The following is a 20,229-nucleotide window of genomic DNA, read 5'->3' as shown; positions in this document are numbered from 1 at the left end:
AGTTACGGCTGCGGCGCGTAGTCCGCGATATCCGCCAGCGGCCAGTATTCGCCTGCCAGCCGCTCCCGCGGGAACGAAGTGATGTCGGCAGTGCTCAAGCCCACGCTATCGACAGAGATGATCTGCGCCGCAAGCCGGCGGTAGCCCGCGCGGAAGTGGTTGGCGCCTTTGATGGCGATCAGCTTGTACGCGGTCACGTCGATGCCATGCAGGAAGAACGGTTCCTCGTCGTAGATCTGTTCGGCGCGCGAGGCGACGATCACGTCCACGCCCTGGATGACCAGGCGGCACATGGCGCCAAGGTCGAAGCGCACGCCTTCGAACATCGAGCCTGCGCGATTGACGAAGCGGCCGTCGGTGATGGCTTTCACATAGGCATGCACCCGCAGCGGCTGCCCCTGGAAGCGGCCCTGCTTGGCGCCCAGCGACACGCTGATGGTCGCACCGACGCCGGCCTGGCGCGCCTGCTCGACCACCGACGCATCGTTGATGGAGGCAAAGCAGCAGACGCCGGGCGCGGGCTTGGCGTCCAGAATGGCGCGCAACAGGTAAGTGCCATCGCCGGGCGTGCCGCCGCCGGGGTTGTCCGCGTACTCGTTGACGACGACGGGACCATGCGCGGCGGCCAGCGCCATGGCGACGCCCTGCTCCGGGCTAGGCAGCGATGGCCGGAACGCCTCGCGGTGCGACCAGATCCATTGCGCGACTTCATTCGCGCAGCGCTCGGCCAGCGCCTGATCGCCCGCCGTGGTGCAGACCACGGCCGGGCACGGCGCGGCGATATCCGCAAGGGGAAAGCCATGGAACCACGAACAGTCGATCACGCCCGGCAGCGCGGCCAGCTTGGCGCATACGGCATTGACCTCGGCGGGAATGAAGCCTTCCTGCGTCGTGACAATGTAGGGCAGCATGGGCAGGCGGCGCATGGCGGTTACCGGCTTGAGCCGGCCGCCGATGATCTCGAGCAACAGCGCCACCGCCTCGACCGCGCGGTCGTGAAAATCGGTGTGCGGATACAGCTTGCAAGGCAAGGTCAGATCGCAGGCCTGCCGCATGGCCTCGGTCATGTTGCCATGCAGGTCATAGACGGCGGCAATCGGGACCTCGGCGCCCACCAGCCGGCGGACCGCCAGGCACAGATCGCCTTCGATGTCCTCGATGCCATCGGCGACGCCGGCGCCGTGCAGCGCCAGCAGCACGCCGTCCAGCGGCAAGGCGGCGTGGATGCCGTCGAGGATTCTGCGTTTCATCTCCGCATAGGCCTGGGCCTCGATCGTGCCCGAGGGCGTGGCCTGGCCGACGAAGGTGCAGATCAGTTCGGCGCCCTTCTGTCTGGCGCCTTCGATGAAACCGCCGACCTGGTGATTCGATTTGTCAAAGGCTTGCAGTATCTCTTCCCTGCCGTATTGCTCGAATGCGCGCAGCGGCGTCTGGCCGGCGACCTCGGCGGCATAGGTATTGGTTTCATGGATCAGGCCGGCGACAGCGAGTCGCGGCGCGGCAGCTTTAGCGTTTGCCATGGCGTATCCCTTGCCTTCAGCGATTGACTTTCTTGGGGTCGAAGCTCAGCGCAATCAAGGCGCTGACCAGGAGCGAACCCGCGATGATGTAGATGGCTGGCGCGGTGCTGTGATAGATGTCGCGGATCCAGCCGATCAGGTAGGGGCTGACGAAACCGCCCAGATTGGCCAGGCTGTTGATGATGCCGATCGACGCAGCCGCGGTGGCCCCGCCCAGGAAGGCGGTGGGCAGCGTCCACATGATGGGAGAGAAGCTGATGATGCCGGCGGCGGCCACCGACAATGAGACGACGGCCAGCGTCAGGTTGGTGCCCGCGGACACGCTGGCGACCAGTCCCGCCGCGCCCAGCACCAGGATGAAGACCAGGTGCCAGCGGCGTTCCCGGCGCAGGTCGGAGCTGCGTCCGACCAGGATCATGGCCACCATGGCGACCAGATACGGAATGGCGCTTAGCAGGCCAATGCGCAAACCGCCCTCGGCGCCGGCGTCCTTGATCAGCGTGGGCAGATAGAAGCCCAGCGTGTACAGCGCCATCATCGCCGGAAAGGTCATGGCGACGATCTTCCAGATGCGCGCGTCGCGCAGCGCCTGCAGCAGAGGCATGTGCTCGCGGCCGGCGTTGTCCGCAGCGATGTCGCGCTCGATCAGCTTGCGCTGTTCCGGCGTGAGCCACGCGGCGTCCTGGACGCGATTGGTCAGGATCAACAGCACGCCGATGGCCAACGGAATGGTGGGCAGCGCTTCCAGCACGAACAACCATTGCCAGCCGGGATGCCCGCCGACCAGATGGAATCGTTCCATGATCCAGCCCGACAGCGGGTTGCCGATAAGGCCGGCCACCGGAATGCCAGCCTGGAAAATGGCCGTCATCTTGGCGCGGCGGCGGTTGGGAAACCAATAGGTCAGGTAGAGGATCACGCCGGGGTAGAACCCGGCCTCGGCCACGCCCAGCAGAAAACGCACTGTGTAGAACTGCCAGGGCGCGGTGACGAAAGCCATGATGCCGGACAGGATGCCCCATGAAATCATGATCCGCGCGATCCACAGGCGCGCGCCCACGCGATGCATGATCAGGTTGCTGGGCACTTCGAACAGCATGTAGCCGATGAAGAACAATCCCGCGCCCAGGCCATAGGCGGCCTCGCTGAACTGCAGGTCGGCCAGCATGTTCAGCTTGGCGATGCCGATGTTGATGCGGTCCAGGTATGCGACCACATAGCAGAGCATCAGAAAGGGAATGAACCGCAGCGCGACCTTTCTGTAGGTCGCGTCTTCAAAGGCTTGCTGGTCCGGGCGCGCTGCGCGGCCGGCGGGGAGGGTTGCACTTCCGCTCACGGGTTTTCTCCTTGGTATGTCGTTTTTGGGTGCTGCGGCTTATGCCGCGCGACGCTGGCTGAGTTGCCTGGCGTGGTCCTGGAAGCCGCGCAGCGCGTCGGGGGGCACCAGCGATCCGCCGGTGGCCCAGATGACATGAGTGGCGGCTGACATGTCGATGTCCGGCGCATACGCGCGTCCGGTGGCCGATCCCAGCCAACCCGGCCCCGAAACCGCGGCGGCGGCCGACGGCTCGACCTCCACGCCCAGGGTGTCTTTCAGCGCCAACAGGTTCAGGTAGAGCTCGTCATCCGACACGGTGAAGACGCCGCCGAGCTGGGGCCTCATCAGCGACGCCACCAGTTCGGAAGCCTGGCCGACGGCCAGGCCGTCGGCCTCGGTGCGGTTGTCCAGGCCGATGTCGTAGACCGACACTGGAGAATCCGCACCCGATGCCAGCTGCACCAGAAAGCACGGCGACGCCACGGGTTCGGCGAAGAAGCAATGCACGTTGGGGCCGAACAGCGCCTTCAGGCCATGGCTGATGCCGCCCGGCGCGCCGCCGACGCCGCAGGGGATGTACACGAACAGAGGGTGCGCCGCATCGACCACGCGCCCCGCTTCGGCCAACTGCCGCGCCAGTCCGCGCGCCGCGGCGGCGTAGCCGAAGAACAGCAGCTCGGATTGTTCATCGTCGACAAAATGGCTGCGGGGCGCGGCCAGCGCCTGCGCCCGCCCGGCCGCGACGGCCTCGGCGTAGTCGCCGGCATGCTCCACCACGCGCACGCCGCGTTTGCGCAAACGGTCCTTCTTCCATTCCTTGGCATCGGCGGACATATGCACCACGGCATCGAATCCCAGCGCGGCGGCCATGACGCCGATGCTCATGCCCAGGTTGCCGGTGCTGCCCACGGTCACGGCGTACTGGCTGAACAAGGCGCGGGCCTGCGGCGTCGCCAGGATGCGCCTGTCCGTCGCCGTATCCTTGAGCAGGTCGTGTTCCAACGCGATCGACTCGGCAATGGCCAGCACTTCGTGAAAGCCGCCGCGCGCCTTGATGGACCCGGCGACGGGCAGCTCGTCATCGCGCTTGAGATACCAGCTGCCCGACGCGTCGCCGGCGCCCAGCGCCTGCTGCAGGGGTTTGGCGGCCATCAGCCGGGACTCGATATGCCCGCCCGCGGCGGCAAGCTCGGGAAACAACGCGGCCAGCAGCGGCGCGCAACGCGCCAGGCGGCTTTCGGCCTCGTCGATCAGAGCCAGGGACGGCGCGGAGCCGGGCAAGGGCCCTCCCCTAGCTGGGTTGAGCCATAGCAAAGGCGTTCTTGCTTGAAGATTTTCTAATAGCTGAGGATCGAAATTGGCGGTCATCATGGACTTGCGGGTTGATGGTTCGGCGCAAATCGTAGATTCCGGAGGCATGCAAGAATAGCGATCATTTCTAATTCAGCCATTAGTGTGACTTATGTCTGTCCATTTCGACTCGACACTCCTGGGCGCCCTGCGGTGTTTTGACATGGCCGGCCGTCATCTCAGCTTCACCCGGGCGGCGGCCGCCATGAATCTCACGCAAAGCGCGGTGAGCCAGCAGATCCGGCAGTTGGAAGACCGCCTGGGCTACCTGCTGTTCGTCCGTCAGCAACGCGGCCTTAAGTTCACGCCCAAGGGCGAGTCGCTGTACACGACAGTCAGCCGCGCGCTGGGCGACATCCAGCAGGAAATCGAGCGGCTGGGCTTGCCGGCGTCCGCGCTGCAGGTCAATTGCCTGCCATCGTTCGCGCTGCAATGGCTGATGCCGCGCCTGACCGAATTCCATCGCTTGCAGCCGGACATATCGGTGCGGTTGAAGGCGGAGTTCCAACTGCTGGACCGCAAGCTGATGGAGGAAGAAGACATAGACCTCGCCATCCGCTATGACCCGGCGCACTACAGCCATCTGCAAGCGGACGCCCTGCTGGACGAATACTTGCTGGTGGTCGCGACGCCCGAATACCTGGCCGCGCACCCCGCGTTTCGCACCGGCAAATCGCTCGACGGCGTCGAGTTCCTGCACGACGCCTCGCCTTGGGTCGGCGCCGCGGAGTTCATCGAGTGGCGCACCTGGATGCAAGCGCATCGGCCAGGCTGGATCCGCCACCTGGAGGGGCCGCAGTTCAATCTGGCCAGCCTGGCCATTGGCGCCGCGCTGAATCACCAGGGCGTGGCTATCGGGCGCAGCGCAATGGTCTATGACGAGATCCGCAGCGGCCGGCTGGTAGACGTGTTCGGCAAGCACGTGCCCGCGCCGGCGCGCTATGTGTTGCTGTCGCGCCGGCCTGAGGAGCGGCGCACCCGGGTCTTTTCCGAGTGGTTGAAATCCGAGTGCCGCAACTTCGACAGCGCGCGTTCGGCGCTGATAGGATGCGCGCGCGGCTAGCTTGCCGCTCAGAACCGATACGCTACGCCCGCGCTGAATGACCTGCCGTTGCCTGGCAGAAAGATCGGCATCGCGGGCGTGGCCGTATTGCGGATGGCATAGCTGCTGGCGTAGGTCTTGTCTGTCAGGTTGTCAGCCTGCACGTACCCGCTCCAGTGCGCATCGTGCTCGTATGCGACCTTGAAGCCCAGCAATGCATAGGCGTTCTGCTGCGTGCCCGGCGCATTGGCGTGGTTGGTTTCGGTGTCGCTCATCAGCCAGCGCAGATTGGGGCCGAAACGCCATCCACCCAGGCGGTACATCACCTCCGCGCTGAGTAGGTGGCGCGGCACGCCGGCGATGCGGTTGCCCTGGTACTCACCGCTGCGGAAGCGGAAATCGCTGAAGGTATAGGCGATGCGGTAATCGAACGCCCCCTCGCCAGGAGAGGGCAGGCTGCCGTTGACACCGGCCTCGATGCCCTGATGGCGGGTGCGTCCGGCGTAGTTGTAGGTACCCGCCGGCGTGCCGTTCGCGTTGGTGACGGACATGAGTTCGTCCTCGACGTTGCTGCGGTACAGGGACACAGTCCAGTTCAAGTCGCGGCCAGCGATCTGGACCGTGCCGTCTCCGCCGACTTCATACGTCAGCGCGCGTTGCAGGTCGAGCTTGCTCATCGACGTGACCGCGGTGGCGGGGTTCATGGGCGCGGGCACTTCGCCATTGACGATTTCCCAGAAGGTCGGGGCTTCGTTGCTGCGGCTGACGTTGGCGTACCAGCGCTGGGCGACAGCCGGTTGCCAGATGATGCCCAGGCGCGGCGTGGCGTAGTTCCAGTCCTGGTCCAGGGCTTTTCCGCTGTTGCGTTCGCGCGCGTCGCGCACCGCCTGGGTGTACTTCAGGTCGCCGACCAGGCTCAATTGCTCGGTCACGTGCCAATCCAGGCCGACCAGCGCGCTGCGGTTCTCGGCCTTGAGGTCATAGGCGCCGAAGCGTTGCAGGCGGCGGCCATCGGCGGGGCGTATGGCGTAGAGGTCGCGGTCCATGTCGCTGCGCTGCCAGTCGAGCGCGACGCGGTAGTCCACGCTGCCGGCCTTGCCAGCCAATTGCCAAACCAGGCCGTAGGTATCGCCATCCGTCACATTGGCGACCTGGGGATTGGTGAAGTCATCGTTGGTACGCTGCCAATAGATGCCCGCGGTCTGATTGAGCGCGTCCGTGCCCCAATAGCTGCGGTTGGCGATGCGGAACTGGCTGGTGTCGCGGTGCAGATCGCGCTTGTAGACGTTGTTGGCCAGGTCTTGCGGCGTATTGCCGTCGCCCAGCACGCTACGCGGATCCTGATACATGCGGGCCTTGGGCACGGGCTGGGGGATGTCGAACTTGAGGTCCGTGTAGGACAGATACGTGCGGTTCTCGAAGGTGCCGCGGCGAAAGCCCAGGTTGCCCTGGAAGCTGGAACGTTCGGACGACGAATGGTGGCGGTAGCCGTCTGACTTGTCGTAGCCAAAGCTGAAGCGGCCGTCCAGGCGCTCGTCGTCAAAGCCCTTGGATAGCGTGAGATTGCGGGTGCCAAAGCTGCCGCTGCCCAGGCGGATGACATCGCTCTGGGTTCCGGTCAGGGACTGGAAGTCGACCTCCCCGCCCAGCGTGGTCGCGCCAGGCGATAGCGCGTTGGCGCCGCGCCGCACAGTGACCAGGCCGGCGTTGCGCGGTTCAAGTAGGCTGATGATGAAGGAGCCGTCGGCATCGTTGAGCGGCAGGCTGTCCTGCATCAGCAGGATGCCGCGGCTCAAGGGGTTGCTCTGGATGCCCGAACCGCGGATGTTCAGGCGCGGCTGATCCAGCCCACCGAAGAACTCCTGCACGATCACGCCGGGCTGGTAGTCCAGCGCGTCGCGCAGCGTAATCAGGCGCACTTCCTGCTGCGGCTGGGCCAGATTGGTGCCGCCGGGCACGGTCTGCAGTTCGGCCTGGGCCTGCTGCGGGCCAGGGTCGAGGGCGCGCGTCAGGGACTGGCCGGACACGACCACGGGCGCCAGCGAAGGTACCGTCTGGCTGGCGGGGGCCACGCGCAGCTGGCCAGCTTCCTGGGCAAAGGCCGTGGACAGGCCGAGGGCGCTGAGAGTGAGGCTGGACGCCAGTTGGCGCAGGACGGGGGACGTCATGGGAGTGCTTCCGCGTAGAACTGAATGGGCTGGATTACCAGGACAGATGGAACATGGCTTTGGCCAGCAAGACGATGCCGACCATGTGACAGAAGACGCTGATGTGCACGCGCCTGCGCAGCGCGCTGTGCAGGCGCTGGCGCCGCGCCAGCGTCATGGCCGTGACTACGTGCACCAGCACGCTGGCGGCGAGCGCGATCTTGATCGACAGCAGCAGGCCGAAGGATGAACTGCCCGGGCTGGCAAGCGCGCCGCGGTACTGCCAGGCCATGCCCAGGCCAGCTAGGTACAGCACGGCCACCGCCCAGGGCACCACGGCGCGCACGCGCGGGCCGAGCTGGCCGCCCAGCGCGCGGCGCACATCGGCGGGCAGGCGCTTTTGCACGGGCTCCAGGAACAGCACCTCGAAGGTCACGGTGCCGACGAAGACGAAGGCAGCGTACAGGTGCAGGACGAGCAGGAAGGGATAGGTATTCATGAAAATTCCGTTATCGGAAAACAGGAAATCGAGTGGCTCGCATGTTCGAGTGGCTCGCATGTTCGAGTGGCTCGCATGCCTTAGAGCTGTCCGCCAGCCGCCAGCAGCAGCTCGCGCAGGCGCTCCACGTCGGCCTTGGGTATGCCGCCCGGCGGGCCGTTGCCGGAACACTCCGCCGGCCCCTCCAATGCGATGGGCGTGACGCGCCCCCGCTGCACCATGACGCAGCGGTCGACCAGCCCCAGCAGTTCCGCAGGGTCGTGGCTGATGCACAGCAAGGCCGCGCCGCTGCGCGCCAGTTCCTCGCCGCAGCAGGCGGCGAGCTGGCCGCGCAAGGCCGGGTCCAGCGCGCTGAAGGGCTCGTCCAGCATCAGCAGGTCGGGCGCCAGCGCCAGGGCGCGGGCCAGCGCGACGCGCTGCGCCATGCCGCCGGAGAGCTCGCCCGGCCAGGACTGCATGGCGGCGTCCAGCCCCACGCGGCCCAGCCATTGCGCGGCCATGGCGCGAGCCTCTGCGGGCGTTTTTCCGGCCGCGCGCAGCGGCAAGGCAACGTTGTCCAGCGCGTGGCGCCATGGCAGCAACCGCGGTTCCTGGAACATCAGCACGGGATGCCTGAAACCGTTGCGCAGCGCGCCGCCGCTGGGGCGGGCCAAGCCGGCGGCCAGGCGCAACAGACTGCTCTTGCCTGCGCCACTGGGGCCGATCAGCCCCAGCCGTTCGCCGGGGCGCAGGCGCAGGTTCACGTCCTGCAACACGGTCTGCGCACCGTAGCGCAGCGACAGGGATTGCATCTCAAGCATGACTGGGCTCCATCCACCGGCCCAGCCGGCGCTGCAAGGGTTGCAGGAAGGCGAACTCCAGCAAGGCCACCAGGCCCAGGATCAGCAGGACCCAGGCGAACAGTTCGGCGGTGTCGAACGTGCTGCGGGCATTGGCCAGCGCGTAACCCACGCCATTCTCCGCGCCCAGCACTTCGGCCATCACCACCAGCCGCACGCCGCCGCAGGCGGCGATCAACAGGGCCGCCAGCAGCGGCGCGCTGAGCGCCGGCAGATAGAGATGGCGCAGGCGCAGCCAGGGACCGCAGCGGTAGACATGGGTCATCTCGATCAGTTTGCGGTCCACATGCAGCATGCCCTTGACCGTGTTGACGTACATGCCGGGCGCCATCATCAGCGTCGTGATGAAGATCACCATGGGTGAGCCCAAGCCGAACCACAGCATGGCCAGCACCACGACGACCACCGGCGGCATGGCCATCAGCAACCAGCGCAGCGGTTCGATCAAGCCGCGCAGGCGCGCGCTGTGTCCGGCCAGCACGCCCAGCGCGAAGCCGATAGAAGCGCCTGCCAGCACTCCTGCGCCGATGCGCATCAGGCTGACGCCCGCGTTGGCGAAGAATTGCGGGCTGCGCACCAGCGGACCGATCGCGCGCAGCGCTTCCCATGGCGTGGCCATGAGCAACGGACCGAGCTGACGCGCAGCCACATGCCAGGCCAGCAGGAGCAGCAGCACGCCGGCTGCGCTCCAGGCGCGCGAGGTGCGTGCCGGCGTGCCCAGGACGGGGCCTTTGGAGCGCGTGCTCATCGGGCCGGCCCTCATGGTCCGTAAAACCCGGCGGGCGGCAAGGCGCCGCCGATGGCTTGCGGAAAGCGGCCGGCCAGCAGGCGGTACAGCGCCTCCAGTTCGGGACGCGCGTCGCGGGCGCTGCGGCTTTGCAGGCGGGTGCCGCGAATGGCGGTCTCGATGGCCGCCAAGGGCAGATGCGGCAGATGCTCGCGCACCAGCGCGGCGCAGTCGGCGGGATGATCGGCGCACCAGCGCGCGGAGGCGGTGTAGGCCTGATCCACGGCGCGGCACAGCGCCGCGTCGCCCGCCACGCCCGCTGCGGCCATGACACCCGCCTGCGGCAGCGTGGGTTGCGCGGGAAAGGCAGCGCTCCAGGCCTGCTCCAGGCTTTGGCCGCGATGCAACGCCGGCGCCCCTTCGGTCTGTTCAGCCCGCCACAACAGCAGCGAGGCCATGGGCTCGACCAGTAGCGCCTGCCCAGCCTGGCCATTGAGCATCAGCGCGATGGCGTCCTGTCCGTCGCGGGTACGGCGCAAGGCGACTGGCGCCAAGCCCCGCGCGGCATGCGCTTCCAGCAGGGTGTCCAGCAACACGGCGGGCAGATCGCGCTGAAACGGCACCACCAGTTCACGTCCTGCCAGATCGTCGAAAGTCCGCACCGCCGGATCGCGGCTGACCAGCCACAGGATGCCCCATACGGAGATATTCAACAGGCGCACAGGCATGCCGCGGTTGTGTAGCAAGGCCGGCAGCGTGCAGGGAGCGGCGCTGAAGTCCAGCTCCCCGTTCACCAGCAGGGTGCGCAATTGGTCCGGGGTCTGCCACAGGCGGAAATGCAACTGTTCGGCGTGATCCGCCAGCGCGCCGGTGGCCGCCATGTGCATCAGTGGATAGCTGACCACGGCGCCAGGGCCCCCCAGCGTCAGGCGGGCGCGGCGATCCGGCGCTGCCGCGCGCAGGACTCCCGCCGCGGGCAGCAGCGCCGCTCCCAAGGCCGCCGCGCAGAAGCGGCGGCGCATGTGCAAGTCATTCATTGAATTTCAAATAAGAATTGTTATCGTTTAAGATTCTCCCATTCACACTGAAAGACCCAGAATGACAAATATCAATCTGGCCGGCGCGGCCGTGGCCGCCCTGCTGGCAAGGCATCCGCTACTGCAAGGCTTGCCGCCGGGCATGGCCCAGGAAGTCGCGGCCGACCTGCTGCGCGGCGCCAGCCCGCTGCGGGCCGAAGCAGGGCAGATCCTGTTCGGCGAAGGCGACGAGGCCTCCAGCTACGTGCTGATAGAAAGCGGCCAGGCCGAGGTCATGCGCTACAGCTATAACGGCGATGAACGCGTGTTCCGCGTGTTCGAACCGGGCCAATTGATGGCAGAGGCAGCCATGTTCATGCCCCACGGCCGCTACCCCATGCAGGCTCGCGCCCGCAGCGTGCTGCAGGGCTGGCGCCTGTGCCGCCGCCAGTTGCACGATGCTTGCCGCCGCTGCCCGGAGCTGGCGCTCAAGCTGCTGGCCGCGCTAAGCAAAAGCCTGTACGACCAGGTCAACAAAGTGGACTGGATGACTTCCAGCTCGGCGCCCGAGCGGCTGGCCAATTACCTCATGGGCCTGCATGAACGCCAGGGCGCGGCGCTGACGCTGCCGCTGAACCAGCGCCAGCTTGCCGCTCACCTGGGCATCCGCGCGGAAACCTTGAGCCGCCTGCTCAACGACTGGCAGACACAGGGCTACATCAGCGGCAAGCGTTGCCAATGGGTGGTGCACGATCCGGCGCATCTGGCCAGACTGGCGACAACGGCGAAGCGGCCTTTCTGACAGTGAGGCCGTACCCACGCCACGCGCTGGCCAGGAATGATCCAGCTCTGGGCGCCAATGACTTTTGTCATCGGAGCAACGCCGGTCAGCGCCGGACAATGCAGGCAGATCCCCTCTCCTGCTCCCATGTCCGAATCCGCCTCTCCCCTTGCGCCTGCCTCGGCGGCTCCCCCGATCACCGAAGCAGACATCCGGCAACTGGTGCACCGCTTCTATGCGCAAGTGCGCCAGGATGAAACGCTGGGCCCGATATTCAACTCACGCGTGGCGGACTGGGACCACCACCTGGACCTGCTGTGCGACTTCTGGTCGGCGCTGCTATTGGGCACGCGCCGCTTCAAGGGCGCACCGATTCCCGCGCATGCGCGCATCCCGGATCTTTCCTGGCCGCTGTTCCAGCGCTGGCTGGCCCTGTTCCATGGCGTCACCGCCGGCCTGGGCCAGCCAGCCTTGCAGGCCCAGGCCGACGCCATGGCCGAACGCATCGCCGCCAAGCTGTGGAGCGTGTGGCAGCAGCGCCAAAGTCTGCCGCGCCTGCCCGACTCGCTGCCTGAAGGCGTGCGGCCCTACCGTGACAGTCCGGTGTTCACGCCCGACAATCTGCCGGCCGGTTTGCTCGCGGCGCATACGACCAAGGCCGGAACCTGGGGCTTGTTGAAGGTGCACGCCGGCGTGCTGCGCTACACGCTGGATGATCCGCCGCACACCGAAGTGGTGCTGACGGCCGGACAGCAAGTGCTGATAGAACCGCAGGTACGGCACCATGTGGCGTTCGAACTCCCGGGCAGTTTTCAAATCACGTTCTGCCGCGCCGACGCTCCTGAAGGCTGAACCTGAACGACATCGCCTGAGCTGCGCCGCCACGCCGCGCCGCGGCCCTCGCCCGGTTGCGGCAAGCCTCCCTTGCTTCAGGGGGCCGCGGCGCTGAGATGTTCATAAAGGATCGCCGCGCCTATCCCCATCAGCGCGATCCCGCCCAGGATCTCGGCCCGCTTGCCGGCAACGCTGCCCAGCACCCGTCCGAGCATCACGCCCAGGGTCACCATCAAGGTGGTTGCCAGGCCGATGGCGATGGCTGCCACCACGATGTTCACGTCCACGAACGCCAGACCCACGCCGACCGCCATGGCATCGATACTGGTGGCCAAGCCTGTTGCGGCCAGAAGCCAGAAGGAATGGCGCGTGACGGGCGCGGCATCCTCGTCTTCATCCTTGAGGCCGTTGCGCACCATCAGCAAGCCCAGGGTACAGAGCATCGCGAACGCGATCCAATGGTCCCAGGCGACCACGTACTTGGCGGCGACGGAGCCCAGCGCCCAGCCTATCACTGGCGTGATGGCTTCTATCACGCCGAAGATCAGCCCTGTGCGCAGGGCTTCCGGAAATCGGGGTTTGTGGAGCGCGGCGCCCTTGCTGACGGCCGCGGCGAAGGCGTCCGTGGACATGGCGAACGCGAGAACGATGATGGCGATGGCATTCATTTGAAGAAGGATCCTGCTGGGCGGAAACGGCACGGATCTTCCGCGCCGCCCAGCGTCGCGCGAAAAATCCGTGGTCTCGCCAAGCATGGATGCCGCCTGCGCCATGGCCGAGGAAGCCAAGAATGTTGACGCAAGCCCCCGCGGAACTGGCCGCAGGGAGGCTACTCCCCAAAGAGTGGAACCAGTCTAGCAGAGCCTGCCGACCGGTGTGTTACAGCACTACTCCCCGCGTATTCCCGCCTTCTCGATCACCTCCTTCCAGCCTTTGGCCTCCCTGCTCACCCATTCCTGCGCCTGGGCCTTGCCCGCGAACGGACCGCGCATGCCCAGCACGGCCATGCTCTGCTGGAACTCCGGCATGGCGTAGACCTTGGCGAGCGTGTCTTCCCAGACCTGCGCGATCTCCTTGGGCGTGCCCTTGGGCGCCATCACCAGGAATGCGAACGATACGTCGTAGTTTTTCAGGCCGGCCACGCCGGATTGCGCCGCGGTGGGGACTTCAGGCAGGTCGGCGTCGCGTTCCTTGCCCGACACCGCCAAGGCCTTCAGCTTGCCCGCCCGCACATGCGGCAGGACGCCGGGCGTGGCGAGAAAGGCGGCCTGTATCTGGTCGCCGAGCAAGGCGTTTACGGCTGGAGCATTGCCTCGATACGGAACGTGCGCGACCTCCATGCCGGCCGCAAGGCGGAGTTTTTCGAAGGCCAGGTTTCCAGGACTGCCGTAGCCCGCCGAGGCGTAGGTGATGCGATTGGCCTTGGCGTAGCGCAGGAACTCGTCCAGCGTGTTGATGCCCAGCTCGGGGCGCACCGCCAGCGCCAGCCCGAAGGACCCGGCCAGGCTCAGCGGTTCCAGCCGCTGGGTGACGTCCTTGTCCAGCCCCTTGAAGATATAGGGATTGACGGTCATCAGCGTATCCAGCGTCATCAGCAGCGTATAGCCGTCAGGCGCGGCCTGGGCCACGGATTGCGCGCCGATGTTGCCGGACGCGCCGGAGCGGTTCTCGACGACGATGGTCTGGCCCAGGAGCTTGCCCGCATGCTGCGCGATGGCGCGGGCTTCGAGGTCCAGGGGCCCCGCCGGCGGAAAGTTGACGATGAGGCGGACAGGACGCGAGGGGTAGTCGGACGCCATGGCAACCGAGGTTCCGGCCGCGAGCAGCGCCGTACAGAACAGCAAGGACTTGATCATGCTTGGCTCCTGGATGGGCCGGCCTGCTGGCCGGCGCCTCAGCGGGTTATCAGGCGATGGCGGACGGATGCGGACTGGTTTCGGCGTGGCGGATCATGTCGCGCGACAACTCCAGCAGCAAGTCGGCACGCAGCGCGCTGGCGGCGGGGTCATCCCACAGGTTGCGCAGCTCGTGGGGATCTTCATGCAGATCGTAGAGTTCGCCCCAGGCGGCATCGGCATAGACGCTGAGCCGGTGGCGCGGCGTCTGCAAGGTGCGCATGCGGGTGCGGCCGGGAAAACCGAACATGGTGCGCTGGCCCTCTTCCTCGATCAGCACCGCGTCGCGCACGCGCCCGGCCTCGCCCGACATGAGCGGCAGCAGCGATGCGCCCTGCATGCCGTTGTAGGCAGGCAGGCCGGCGCGCGCCAGGACGGTGGCGGCGATGTCGGCGGTGGAGCACAGCGCCTGGCTGCGCGGGGCGGCGGGCGCTGCCTGCGGATCGCGCCAGATAAAGGGCGTGCGGATCAGGCTCTGGTAATGGATCGGCCCCTTGAGCAACAGTTGGTGATCGCCGAAATAGTCGCCGTGATCGCTGGTGAAGATGACGACGGTGTTGTCGTCCAATCCGGTCTCGCGCAGCGCCTGCATGACGCGGCCGATGGTGGCGTCGATGTGGCTGATGGAGCCGTAGTTCAGGGCGATGGCCTCGCGCGCCTCGCGCTCGGTGCAGGCGAAGATGGCGGGTGTGTGCTTGACGGCCTTGCCCTGGTCGCGCTGCTGGTGCATCCAGGCTACGTGAGGCGGCGGCTGGCGGCCCGGCGCGGCGCCGGCGTGGAACGACTCCGGCAGCGTCACGTCTTCCGGGCGGTACATGTCCCAGTACTTGCCGTGAGGCGTGAAAGGATGGTGCGGATCGGGGAACGAGCACTGGATGAAGAAAGGCTTGCCGCTGGCCGCGTTGTCACGCAACTGCGCGATGGTCTGGTCGCCGATGTAGGCGGTGGTGGAGCATTCTTCCGGCACGCGGGTGCGCCAGGCCTGATGATGCTCCGTCAGCACATAGCCGGGCGCCGGCAGGGCATGCTCGGGCCCCCACAGGCGCCGCACCTCGGGATGTTCGCGGGCCAGCCAGCGCTCGTAATGGCCCCAGACCTGGTCGCCGTGATCCACCGCCAGCGCCACGCGCTCGAAGCCATAGAACGGCGTATCCAGGTCATGTCGAGGATCCGTGCGCCACAGCGGGCCCCATTCCTGATCGTAGTTGCCGGGCTCGGCGGTCCAGGCCTCGCCCTGCGCGCCGTCGCCAGCCGGCGGCCAGACGGCGGGCTTGCCGGTCATGTTCTGCAAGTGCGATTTGCCGATCAATGCGGTGGCGTAGCCCGCGCCGCGCAAGCGGTCGACGAAGGTGGTGGCGCGCTGCGACAGCGGAATGCCGTTGTGGCGCACCCCATGCACCGAGGGCATGCGGCCCGTCATCAGGGTGGCGCGATTGGGCATGCAAATCGGCGATGCCACATAGAAGCGGTCGGCGGACCACCCCTGCCCCGCCAGCGCGTCCAGCTCCGGTGTGCGCAGCATGGCGTTGCCATAACTACCCAGATGGTCCGCGCGCTGCTGATCCGTGATGAATAGCAGGAAATTCGGCTGCATCGTGTCTCCTCGCCGTCGGCTTTGCGCCGGCCGGGCTCTGTTGTCAGGCCATTATGTGTAGAGGAGACATAAATTGGTAATGAATTAATATTACCGAGCCATAACCGCGTATTTATGCCTCAAGGACGCCTGCATGGACTGGACCCACCGCATCCGCCTGCGCCACCTGGCCATCCTGGTGCGCCTGTGCGAAACCCGCAACCTGAGCCAGGTCGCGTCGGAACTCAACATCACGCAGCCAGCGCTGTCGAAGTGGCTGAAGGACCTGGAAGCAGACATCGGCCTGATGCTGTTCGAGCGCCATGCGCGCGGCATCGAGCCCACGCTGTACGGACTGGAACTGCGCGCGCATGCGCGCGAGATCCTGGGCAAGCTGGGCCGCGCCCAGGACACCATGGCGCAACTGGCTCGCGGCGCCACCGGCACGCTGGCCGTGGGCGTCACACCCAATATCGCCCCGGTGCTGCTGCCTCCCAGCATCCGGCGCTTTCGCGAACGCTATCCGCGCGTGCTGCTGCGGCTGGCCGAGAACACACTGGACTACCTGCTGCCGCTGATGCAGGAAGGCACGTTCGACGTGCTGGTGGGACGCCTGGAACAGCACTCGCTGCCGCGCAACCTGCATTACGAAGAGTTGTACGGCGAGCCTATCTGCCTGGCCGTGGGCACGGCGCATCCGCTGGCGAACAAGCGCAAGGTGACATGGGAGGACGTGCAGGAATACCCCTGGATCGCGCCCGGCCCGTCAACGCCGATGCGGACACGCATCGATTACGAACTGGCGCTGGCCGGCCAGCCCGCGCCCTGGCATCAGGTCGAATCGTCGTCGGTGCTGGTCAACCTGGCGCTGCTGGACGGCTCGGACCTGGTGCTGCCGATCTCGGAACGGCTGGCGCAGCATTTCGCCAAGCAGCACATGATCAAGGTATTGCCGCTGGCCATGCGCAGCCGCGGGATAACCGGCATGGTGTGGCGAGACGCCGCGCTGGCATCGGAGCATGCGGCTTACTTCATGGAGTGCCTGCGGCTGGCGCGGTGACAGCAAAGAGAAATGGCAGATAATCCACCGGACTCCCTGCCGCCTATCCAAAGGCGGCCGCACCGAAACACGACCGGCCCTGAACGAAGATTTCCATGACCCAATCCGAATACGAAATCGAACTGCTGCGCATCCTGCGCGTCCACAACGCCGCAGCCCGTGCCACGCTGACGGCGCTGATCGCCGCCCTGCCGCCCAAGGCGCGCGAGATCCACTTCGTGGTGTTCCCCGATCAGGACGGCGAAGGCACGTTTTCCGTGGTCGCCAGCCTGGAAGGCCCGGACCTGTTCGTGCTCAACAAGGCCATCGAAGGCCACCGTTACCTGTTCGATGTGCGCCACACGGAAGACGGCATCGAACCCGAGGTGCCGCTGTTCGCGTCGGACGAAGCCGGCTTCAATGTGCAGGACGTCATCGTCGATACCGCGATGCCATGGGTGGCGGAACTATGGGAAGCTTGCGGCCGCTCGCCACTGCCTGGATTGGTCTATGGGGAAGAAGGCTACGGGACACGCGAGCCGATCGCATTGCCGGCGTAGCCCCGTACTGCGGACCCATGTGGCGTTGCGGGCAGGCTCTGAACGCGCCACGGAACTCACCAGGCCACGTGGAACATCGCCTTGGCCAGCACCACGATCAGCACCATGTGGCAGAACACGCTGACATGCATGCGCCGGCTCAAGGCTCCGGTCAGGCGCTGGCGCCGCGCCAGCGTCAGGGCGGTGGCGACATGGACCAGCACGCTCAGGGCCAGCGCGATCTTCAGCGACAACAGGATGCCGAAGGACGAGGCGAACGGGTCGGCGAGCGCGCCGCGGTACTGCCAGGCCAGGCCCAGGCCGGCCAGGTACAGCACCACGACCGACCACGGCAACACCGACCGCACGCGCGGCGCGAGCTGGCTGCCCAAAGCGCGGCGCACGTCGGGCGGCAGGCGCTTGTGCACGGGCTCTAGGAACAGCACCTCGAAGGTGACCGTGCCGACGAAGAGGAAGGCGGCGAGCAGGTGCAGGATGAGCAGCAAGGGGTAGGTATTCATGGCTGCGTACGGGAATGGCCGTCAGTCAGGATTGTCCCATCAGCAAAGGTGGCACGGACATGACAAACATCAAACCCGCGCTCCGCGCGTAAGCTGCCAGCCCCGCGCTCGCAGCCCTGCCTGCCCGGTCCTCAGAACCTGTAGCTGACCTTCATCCACACGTTCCGGGGCGTGCCGTAGTTGTAGCCGTTGTAGCCCCCCAATCCGCTGTAGTAATACTTGTCGGTCAGGTTTTCCACATTGATGGAAGCGGACACATGCCTGTTGAAGTCATAGCGCGCCATCAGGCCGAACAGGGTGACGCCGCCCTGGCTGGCGCGGCCCAGCCCGCTGGCTTCGTCGTAGTAGATGCTGCTCTGGTAGCTGACGTTGCCGCCGATCGTGAGCTTGTTCCACTCGCCGGGCAGCCTGTAGCTGGCGGCCAGGCGGAACAGCCGCTGGGGCGTGCTCGGCAGCAGCAATGCGCCTTCGGCATCGCGCTTGGCGAAGTAGGTGTAGCCGCCCATCAGTTGCAGGCCGGGCGCCACTTCGCCGGATGCGGTCAATTCAAAGCCCTTGCTGCGCGCGCCTTTGACGGCGCGGTACGGCGTGCTGCCGTCCGGCAGCGGCGGGCTGGACGGGTCTTCGACCGCAACGTTTTCCTCCTGCGTCCGGAATATCGCGAAGCTGGTGTTCAGCTTGCCGTCCAGGTGCTCGCCCTTCAGGCCGAGTTCATAGTTCTGCCCGGTCTGCGGCGGCAGCACCACGTTGCCGGCGTCGCGCGAGGTGGTGGGAATGAAGATCCGGGTGTAGCTGGCATAGGCCGAATAATTCTTGCTCAGGTCCACGACCACGCCTGCATAGGGCGTGAAGACGCCGTTTTCCTTGGCGGTGGGATTGTGGGTCCAGAGGTTTGCGGGACCGTTGTAGGACGACGAGTTCTCTTCGTACCAGGTGGTCCGTGCGCCAAGTATCACCGATACCGGATCAGCCACCTTCAAGCGCGCCGAACCATAGATGGCGGTTTCCTTCGCGTCCAGGAAGGTGTTGAAGAAGGTGTAGGGCATCGACGGCCTCTGGACATCCCGCAACTCGTAGAAATTCACCGGGCGGCGGTCCCAGCCGGCCGGGTTTGCCGAGTTCAGATTGAGTTCGCTGGTGTAGCGGTTGTAGCTCACCCCCAAGACGGCGCGATGCTCCCTGCCGAATGCCTGGAACGGCCCTTCGGCGTAGACGTCGAAGGACTTGTTGGTCGAGTTTGCCGGGTTGTCGCGCAGCTCGATGGTGGAGGCGCCGGACGGCTCTATGGGCCGGTACGCAAGCAGATAGCCCCACGCCGCCTTTCTTTCGTTCTTCAGGCGGCTGGCATCCATCTTGATATGCCAGCCGCTGTCGAAGCGATGGTCCAGCGTGGCGAATATCCGGTCCGTGTACATGTCCCATTGGCTCCACGGCGTCACGGGATTGAAGGACCTGGGTAGATTCGTGCGCGTGCCGTCGCTGTAGAACAGCGGCGCCTGGCCGAAGTTGGCGCCGTCGATGGCGGTCTTCTGGTGCTCGTAGCCCAGGCTGACCGTGGTATTCGGCAGGATGTCGGCCTCCAGGATGCCGTAGAAGACATCGTCGGAGCGCTTCTTGTAGTCGATGAAGCTGTCGCCCGCGGTGCGGGCGGCGACAACCCTGCCGCGCAGCGTCCCGGCGCTGTTCAGCGGGCCGCCCAGGTCGGCTTCCGCGTTGTAGCTGTTCCAGCGGCCGACGCCCGCGGTGACGTGGCCGGCGAACTCCGAGGTGGGGCGCTTGCGCACCAGGTTCACCGAGCCGCCGGGTTCGCCCACGCCGTTGAGCAGGCCCGCGGCGCCGCGCACGACTTCCACCCGGTCGTAGATGGCGGTGTTGATCATCCCTGCTTCGGCGGACGGCGTCTTGAACGACAGCGTGGGTACGCCATCGAGCATGGTGTTCAGCGCGAAGCCGCGCGAGGTGAATTGCACGCGCTCATCCAGCCGCTCGACCGCGATGCCGGGCGTCTGGCGCATCACTTCGTCAAGCGTGTTCAGATTCTGGTCGTCCATCTGCTGCCGCGTGACGACGCTGATGGATTGCGGGGTTTCGCGCAGCGACAGCGGCATGCGGGTGGCCGCGCTGGTCGCCGGCACGGTATAGGAGCCAGTCCCTTCGGAGGGACCTTCATCGCCAGCGCCGGTCACGGTCACGGCGGGCAGGGCCGTGACCTCGCTCTGCGGCAATTTGCGCAGGGTGTAGCCGCCATCGGCGCGCCGCGCCGGTTCCAGGCCGCTGCCGGCCAGCAATTGGCGCAGCCCGTCCTCGAAGCCATAGCTGCCGCGCAAGCCGGGCGACTGCAGGTCGCGCGTCAGGGCGGGATCGAACGACAGCAGCACGCCGGCCTGGGCGGCGTAGGCCGAGAGCGCCGCGCTGAGCGGTCCGGGCTCGATGGCCACGCTCACCTGCCCGGCCGGCGCCTGCGCGTGGACGGGCGCCATCACCCCGGCCAGCGGCAGCGCGAATGCGCCAGCCGCGAGCAAGGCAGGAAGGGAGACGCTTGCGCGCAGCAGGGGAAACTGAGGGGGCATGACATGCACTCCAGATATT

General features: G+C 66.4%; 18 protein-coding genes and 1 riboswitch. Of the genes, 5 read left to right on the top strand and 13 right to left on the bottom strand.

From position 1 onward, the window contains the following. Positions 1 to 2: 2 nt before the first annotated feature. The 3 genes from BRO63_RS05985 to BRO63_RS05975 are packed head-to-tail and all read right to left on the bottom strand — an operon-like array spanning position 3 to position 4,209. The gene (locus BRO63_RS05985) at positions 3 to 1,520 is read right to left on the bottom strand and encodes a M81 family metallopeptidase (RefSeq protein ID WP_088138853.1); all 1,518 of its coding nucleotides are present in this window, start codon (positions 1,518 to 1,520) and stop codon (positions 3 to 5) included. Positions 1,521 to 1,536: 16 nt separating this feature from the next. After that, positions 1,537 to 2,856, bottom strand: a complete 1,320-nt coding sequence (locus BRO63_RS05980) for an MFS transporter (RefSeq protein WP_088138852.1) — start codon at positions 2,854 to 2,856, stop codon at positions 1,537 to 1,539. Between the two features lie 39 nt (positions 2,857 to 2,895). Further along, entirely contained in the window at positions 2,896 to 4,209 is a 1,314-nt protein-coding gene (locus BRO63_RS05975; RefSeq protein ID WP_088138851.1) for a D-serine ammonia-lyase, read from the bottom strand. A gap of 91 nt (positions 4,210 to 4,300) precedes the next feature. Here BRO63_RS05975 and BRO63_RS05970 point away from each other — a divergent pair, with 91 nt between their 5' ends. Next, complete coding sequence (locus BRO63_RS05970; RefSeq protein WP_088138850.1) at positions 4,301 to 5,251, top strand: LysR substrate-binding domain-containing protein; 951 nt, start codon at positions 4,301 to 4,303, stop codon at positions 5,249 to 5,251. Positions 5,252 to 5,259: 8 nt separating this feature from the next. On the opposite strand, the gene BRO63_RS05965 is transcribed toward BRO63_RS05970, so the two are convergent. The 5 genes from BRO63_RS05965 to BRO63_RS05945 all read right to left on the bottom strand — a co-directional run bounded on the left by BRO63_RS05965 (position 5,260) and on the right by BRO63_RS05945 (position 10,479). After that, positions 5,260 to 7,398, bottom strand: coding sequence for a TonB-dependent receptor family protein (locus BRO63_RS05965; RefSeq protein ID WP_088138849.1), 2,139 nt, complete (start codon positions 7,396 to 7,398; stop codon positions 5,260 to 5,262). Positions 7,399 to 7,432: 34 nt separating this feature from the next. After that, on the bottom strand, positions 7,433 to 7,876 hold the full coding sequence (locus BRO63_RS05960) for a CopD family copper resistance protein (protein ID WP_088138848.1): 444 nt from the start codon (positions 7,874 to 7,876) through the stop codon (positions 7,433 to 7,435). Between the two features lie 80 nt (positions 7,877 to 7,956). Continuing rightward, positions 7,957 to 8,676, bottom strand: a complete 720-nt coding sequence (locus tag BRO63_RS05955) for an ATP-binding cassette domain-containing protein (RefSeq protein ID WP_088138847.1) — start codon at positions 8,674 to 8,676, stop codon at positions 7,957 to 7,959. Continuing rightward, on the bottom strand, positions 8,669 to 9,463 hold the full coding sequence (locus tag BRO63_RS05950; RefSeq protein WP_088138846.1) for an ABC transporter permease: 795 nt from the start codon (positions 9,461 to 9,463) through the stop codon (positions 8,669 to 8,671). Before BRO63_RS05950 ends, BRO63_RS05955 begins: the two co-directional genes overlap by 8 nt. Before the next feature lie 11 nt (positions 9,464 to 9,474). Next, positions 9,475 to 10,479 carry an ABC transporter substrate-binding protein gene (locus BRO63_RS05945; RefSeq protein ID WP_256943246.1) on the bottom strand — a complete coding sequence of 335 codons (1,005 nt, stop codon included), beginning with the start codon at positions 10,477 to 10,479 and terminating at the stop codon, positions 9,475 to 9,477. 61 nt (positions 10,480 to 10,540) lie between these two features. On the opposite strand from BRO63_RS05945, the gene BRO63_RS05940 reads away from it, so the two are divergent. Then, entirely contained in the window at positions 10,541 to 11,260 is a 720-nt protein-coding gene (locus BRO63_RS05940) for a Crp/Fnr family transcriptional regulator (RefSeq protein WP_088138845.1), read from the top strand. A 126-nt stretch (positions 11,261 to 11,386) separates the two neighbouring features. Then, positions 11,387 to 12,091, top strand: coding sequence for a DUF1971 domain-containing protein (locus BRO63_RS05935; protein ID WP_179215043.1), 705 nt, complete (start codon positions 11,387 to 11,389; stop codon positions 12,089 to 12,091). A gap of 77 nt (positions 12,092 to 12,168) precedes the next feature. Here BRO63_RS05935 and mntP read toward each other — a convergent pair whose 3' ends face one another. The 3 genes from mntP to BRO63_RS05920 form a co-directional block, all read right to left on the bottom strand. Next, complete coding sequence (gene mntP / locus BRO63_RS05930; RefSeq protein ID WP_088138843.1) at positions 12,169 to 12,741, bottom strand: manganese efflux pump MntP; 573 nt, start codon at positions 12,739 to 12,741, stop codon at positions 12,169 to 12,171. Positions 12,742 to 12,747: 6 nt separating this feature from the next. Further along, a riboswitch (yybP-ykoY riboswitch) is annotated at positions 12,748 to 12,923 on the bottom strand. A 37-nt stretch (positions 12,924 to 12,960) separates the two neighbouring features. Beyond that, positions 12,961 to 13,929, bottom strand: coding sequence for a Bug family tripartite tricarboxylate transporter substrate binding protein (locus BRO63_RS05925; RefSeq protein WP_088138842.1), 969 nt, complete (start codon positions 13,927 to 13,929; stop codon positions 12,961 to 12,963). Between the two features lie 49 nt (positions 13,930 to 13,978). Continuing rightward, positions 13,979 to 15,562, bottom strand: coding sequence for a sulfatase family protein (locus BRO63_RS05920; RefSeq protein WP_088138841.1), 1,584 nt, complete (start codon positions 15,560 to 15,562; stop codon positions 13,979 to 13,981). A 133-nt stretch (positions 15,563 to 15,695) separates the two neighbouring features. Between BRO63_RS05920 and BRO63_RS05915 the strand changes: the two genes are divergently transcribed. Further along, a complete protein-coding gene (locus BRO63_RS05915) occupies positions 15,696 to 16,601 on the top strand; it encodes a LysR family transcriptional regulator (protein ID WP_088138840.1) in 906 nt (301 codons plus the stop codon). A 95-nt stretch (positions 16,602 to 16,696) separates the two neighbouring features. Beyond that, positions 16,697 to 17,140: a DUF6389 family protein gene (locus BRO63_RS05910; protein ID WP_088138839.1), complete on the top strand. Its 444-nt coding sequence runs from the start codon at positions 16,697 to 16,699 to the stop codon at positions 17,138 to 17,140. A 56-nt stretch (positions 17,141 to 17,196) separates the two neighbouring features. Here the strand turns inward: BRO63_RS05910 and BRO63_RS05905 are convergent, their stop codons facing one another. Both BRO63_RS05905 and BRO63_RS05900 read right to left on the bottom strand, forming a co-directional pair. Then, positions 17,197 to 17,640 (bottom strand): CopD family copper resistance protein, encoded by a 444-nt coding sequence (locus tag BRO63_RS05905; RefSeq protein ID WP_088138838.1) that lies wholly within the window; start codon positions 17,638 to 17,640, stop codon positions 17,197 to 17,199. 131 nt (positions 17,641 to 17,771) lie between these two features. Further along, complete coding sequence (locus BRO63_RS05900) at positions 17,772 to 20,210, bottom strand: TonB-dependent siderophore receptor (protein ID WP_088138837.1); 2,439 nt, start codon at positions 20,208 to 20,210, stop codon at positions 17,772 to 17,774. Positions 20,211 to 20,229 lie beyond the last annotated feature (19 nt).

Source organism: Achromobacter xylosoxidans (assembly GCF_002192695.1).
Classification (GTDB): Bacteria; Pseudomonadota; Gammaproteobacteria; order Burkholderiales; family Burkholderiaceae_B; genus Achromobacter; species Achromobacter xylosoxidans_C.
The sequence above is the reverse complement of the archived record's forward strand: the minus strand, read 5'-3'. Positions and strand labels throughout refer to the sequence as shown.

What these genes read in the sequence shown, in the direction of transcription:
- BRO63_RS05945 (WP_256943246.1), bottom strand. Translation starts at nt 10,479, where the DNA reads ATGAATGACTTGCACATGCGCCGCCGCTTCTGCGCGGCGGCCTTGGGA.
- BRO63_RS05960 (WP_088138848.1), bottom strand. Translation starts at nt 7,876, where the DNA reads ATGAATACCTATCCCTTCCTGCTCGTCCTGCACCTGTACGCTGCCTTC.
- BRO63_RS05940 (WP_088138845.1), top strand. Translation starts at nt 10,541, where the DNA reads ATGACAAATATCAATCTGGCCGGCGCGGCCGTGGCCGCCCTGCTGGCA.
- mntP (WP_088138843.1), bottom strand. Translation starts at nt 12,741, where the DNA reads ATGAATGCCATCGCCATCATCGTTCTCGCGTTCGCCATGTCCACGGAC.
- BRO63_RS05910 (WP_088138839.1), top strand. Translation starts at nt 16,697, where the DNA reads ATGACCCAATCCGAATACGAAATCGAACTGCTGCGCATCCTGCGCGTC.
- BRO63_RS05915 (WP_088138840.1), top strand. Translation starts at nt 15,696, where the DNA reads ATGGACTGGACCCACCGCATCCGCCTGCGCCACCTGGCCATCCTGGTG.
- BRO63_RS05975 (WP_088138851.1), bottom strand. Translation starts at nt 4,209, where the DNA reads ATGATGACCGCCAATTTCGATCCTCAGCTATTAGAAAATCTTCAAGCA.
- BRO63_RS05985 (WP_088138853.1), bottom strand. Translation starts at nt 1,520, where the DNA reads ATGGCAAACGCTAAAGCTGCCGCGCCGCGACTCGCTGTCGCCGGCCTG.
- BRO63_RS05935 (WP_179215043.1), top strand. Translation starts at nt 11,387, where the DNA reads ATGTCCGAATCCGCCTCTCCCCTTGCGCCTGCCTCGGCGGCTCCCCCG.
- BRO63_RS05965 (WP_088138849.1), bottom strand. Translation starts at nt 7,398, where the DNA reads ATGACGTCCCCCGTCCTGCGCCAACTGGCGTCCAGCCTCACTCTCAGC.
- BRO63_RS05900 (WP_088138837.1), bottom strand. Translation starts at nt 20,210, where the DNA reads ATGCCCCCTCAGTTTCCCCTGCTGCGCGCAAGCGTCTCCCTTCCTGCC.
- BRO63_RS05970 (WP_088138850.1), top strand. Translation starts at nt 4,301, where the DNA reads ATGTCTGTCCATTTCGACTCGACACTCCTGGGCGCCCTGCGGTGTTTT.
- BRO63_RS05950 (WP_088138846.1), bottom strand. Translation starts at nt 9,463, where the DNA reads ATGAGCACGCGCTCCAAAGGCCCCGTCCTGGGCACGCCGGCACGCACC.
- BRO63_RS05955 (WP_088138847.1), bottom strand. Translation starts at nt 8,676, where the DNA reads ATGCTTGAGATGCAATCCCTGTCGCTGCGCTACGGTGCGCAGACCGTG.
- BRO63_RS05925 (WP_088138842.1), bottom strand. Translation starts at nt 13,929, where the DNA reads ATGATCAAGTCCTTGCTGTTCTGTACGGCGCTGCTCGCGGCCGGAACC.
- BRO63_RS05920 (WP_088138841.1), bottom strand. Translation starts at nt 15,562, where the DNA reads ATGCAGCCGAATTTCCTGCTATTCATCACGGATCAGCAGCGCGCGGAC.
- BRO63_RS05905 (WP_088138838.1), bottom strand. Translation starts at nt 17,640, where the DNA reads ATGAATACCTACCCCTTGCTGCTCATCCTGCACCTGCTCGCCGCCTTC.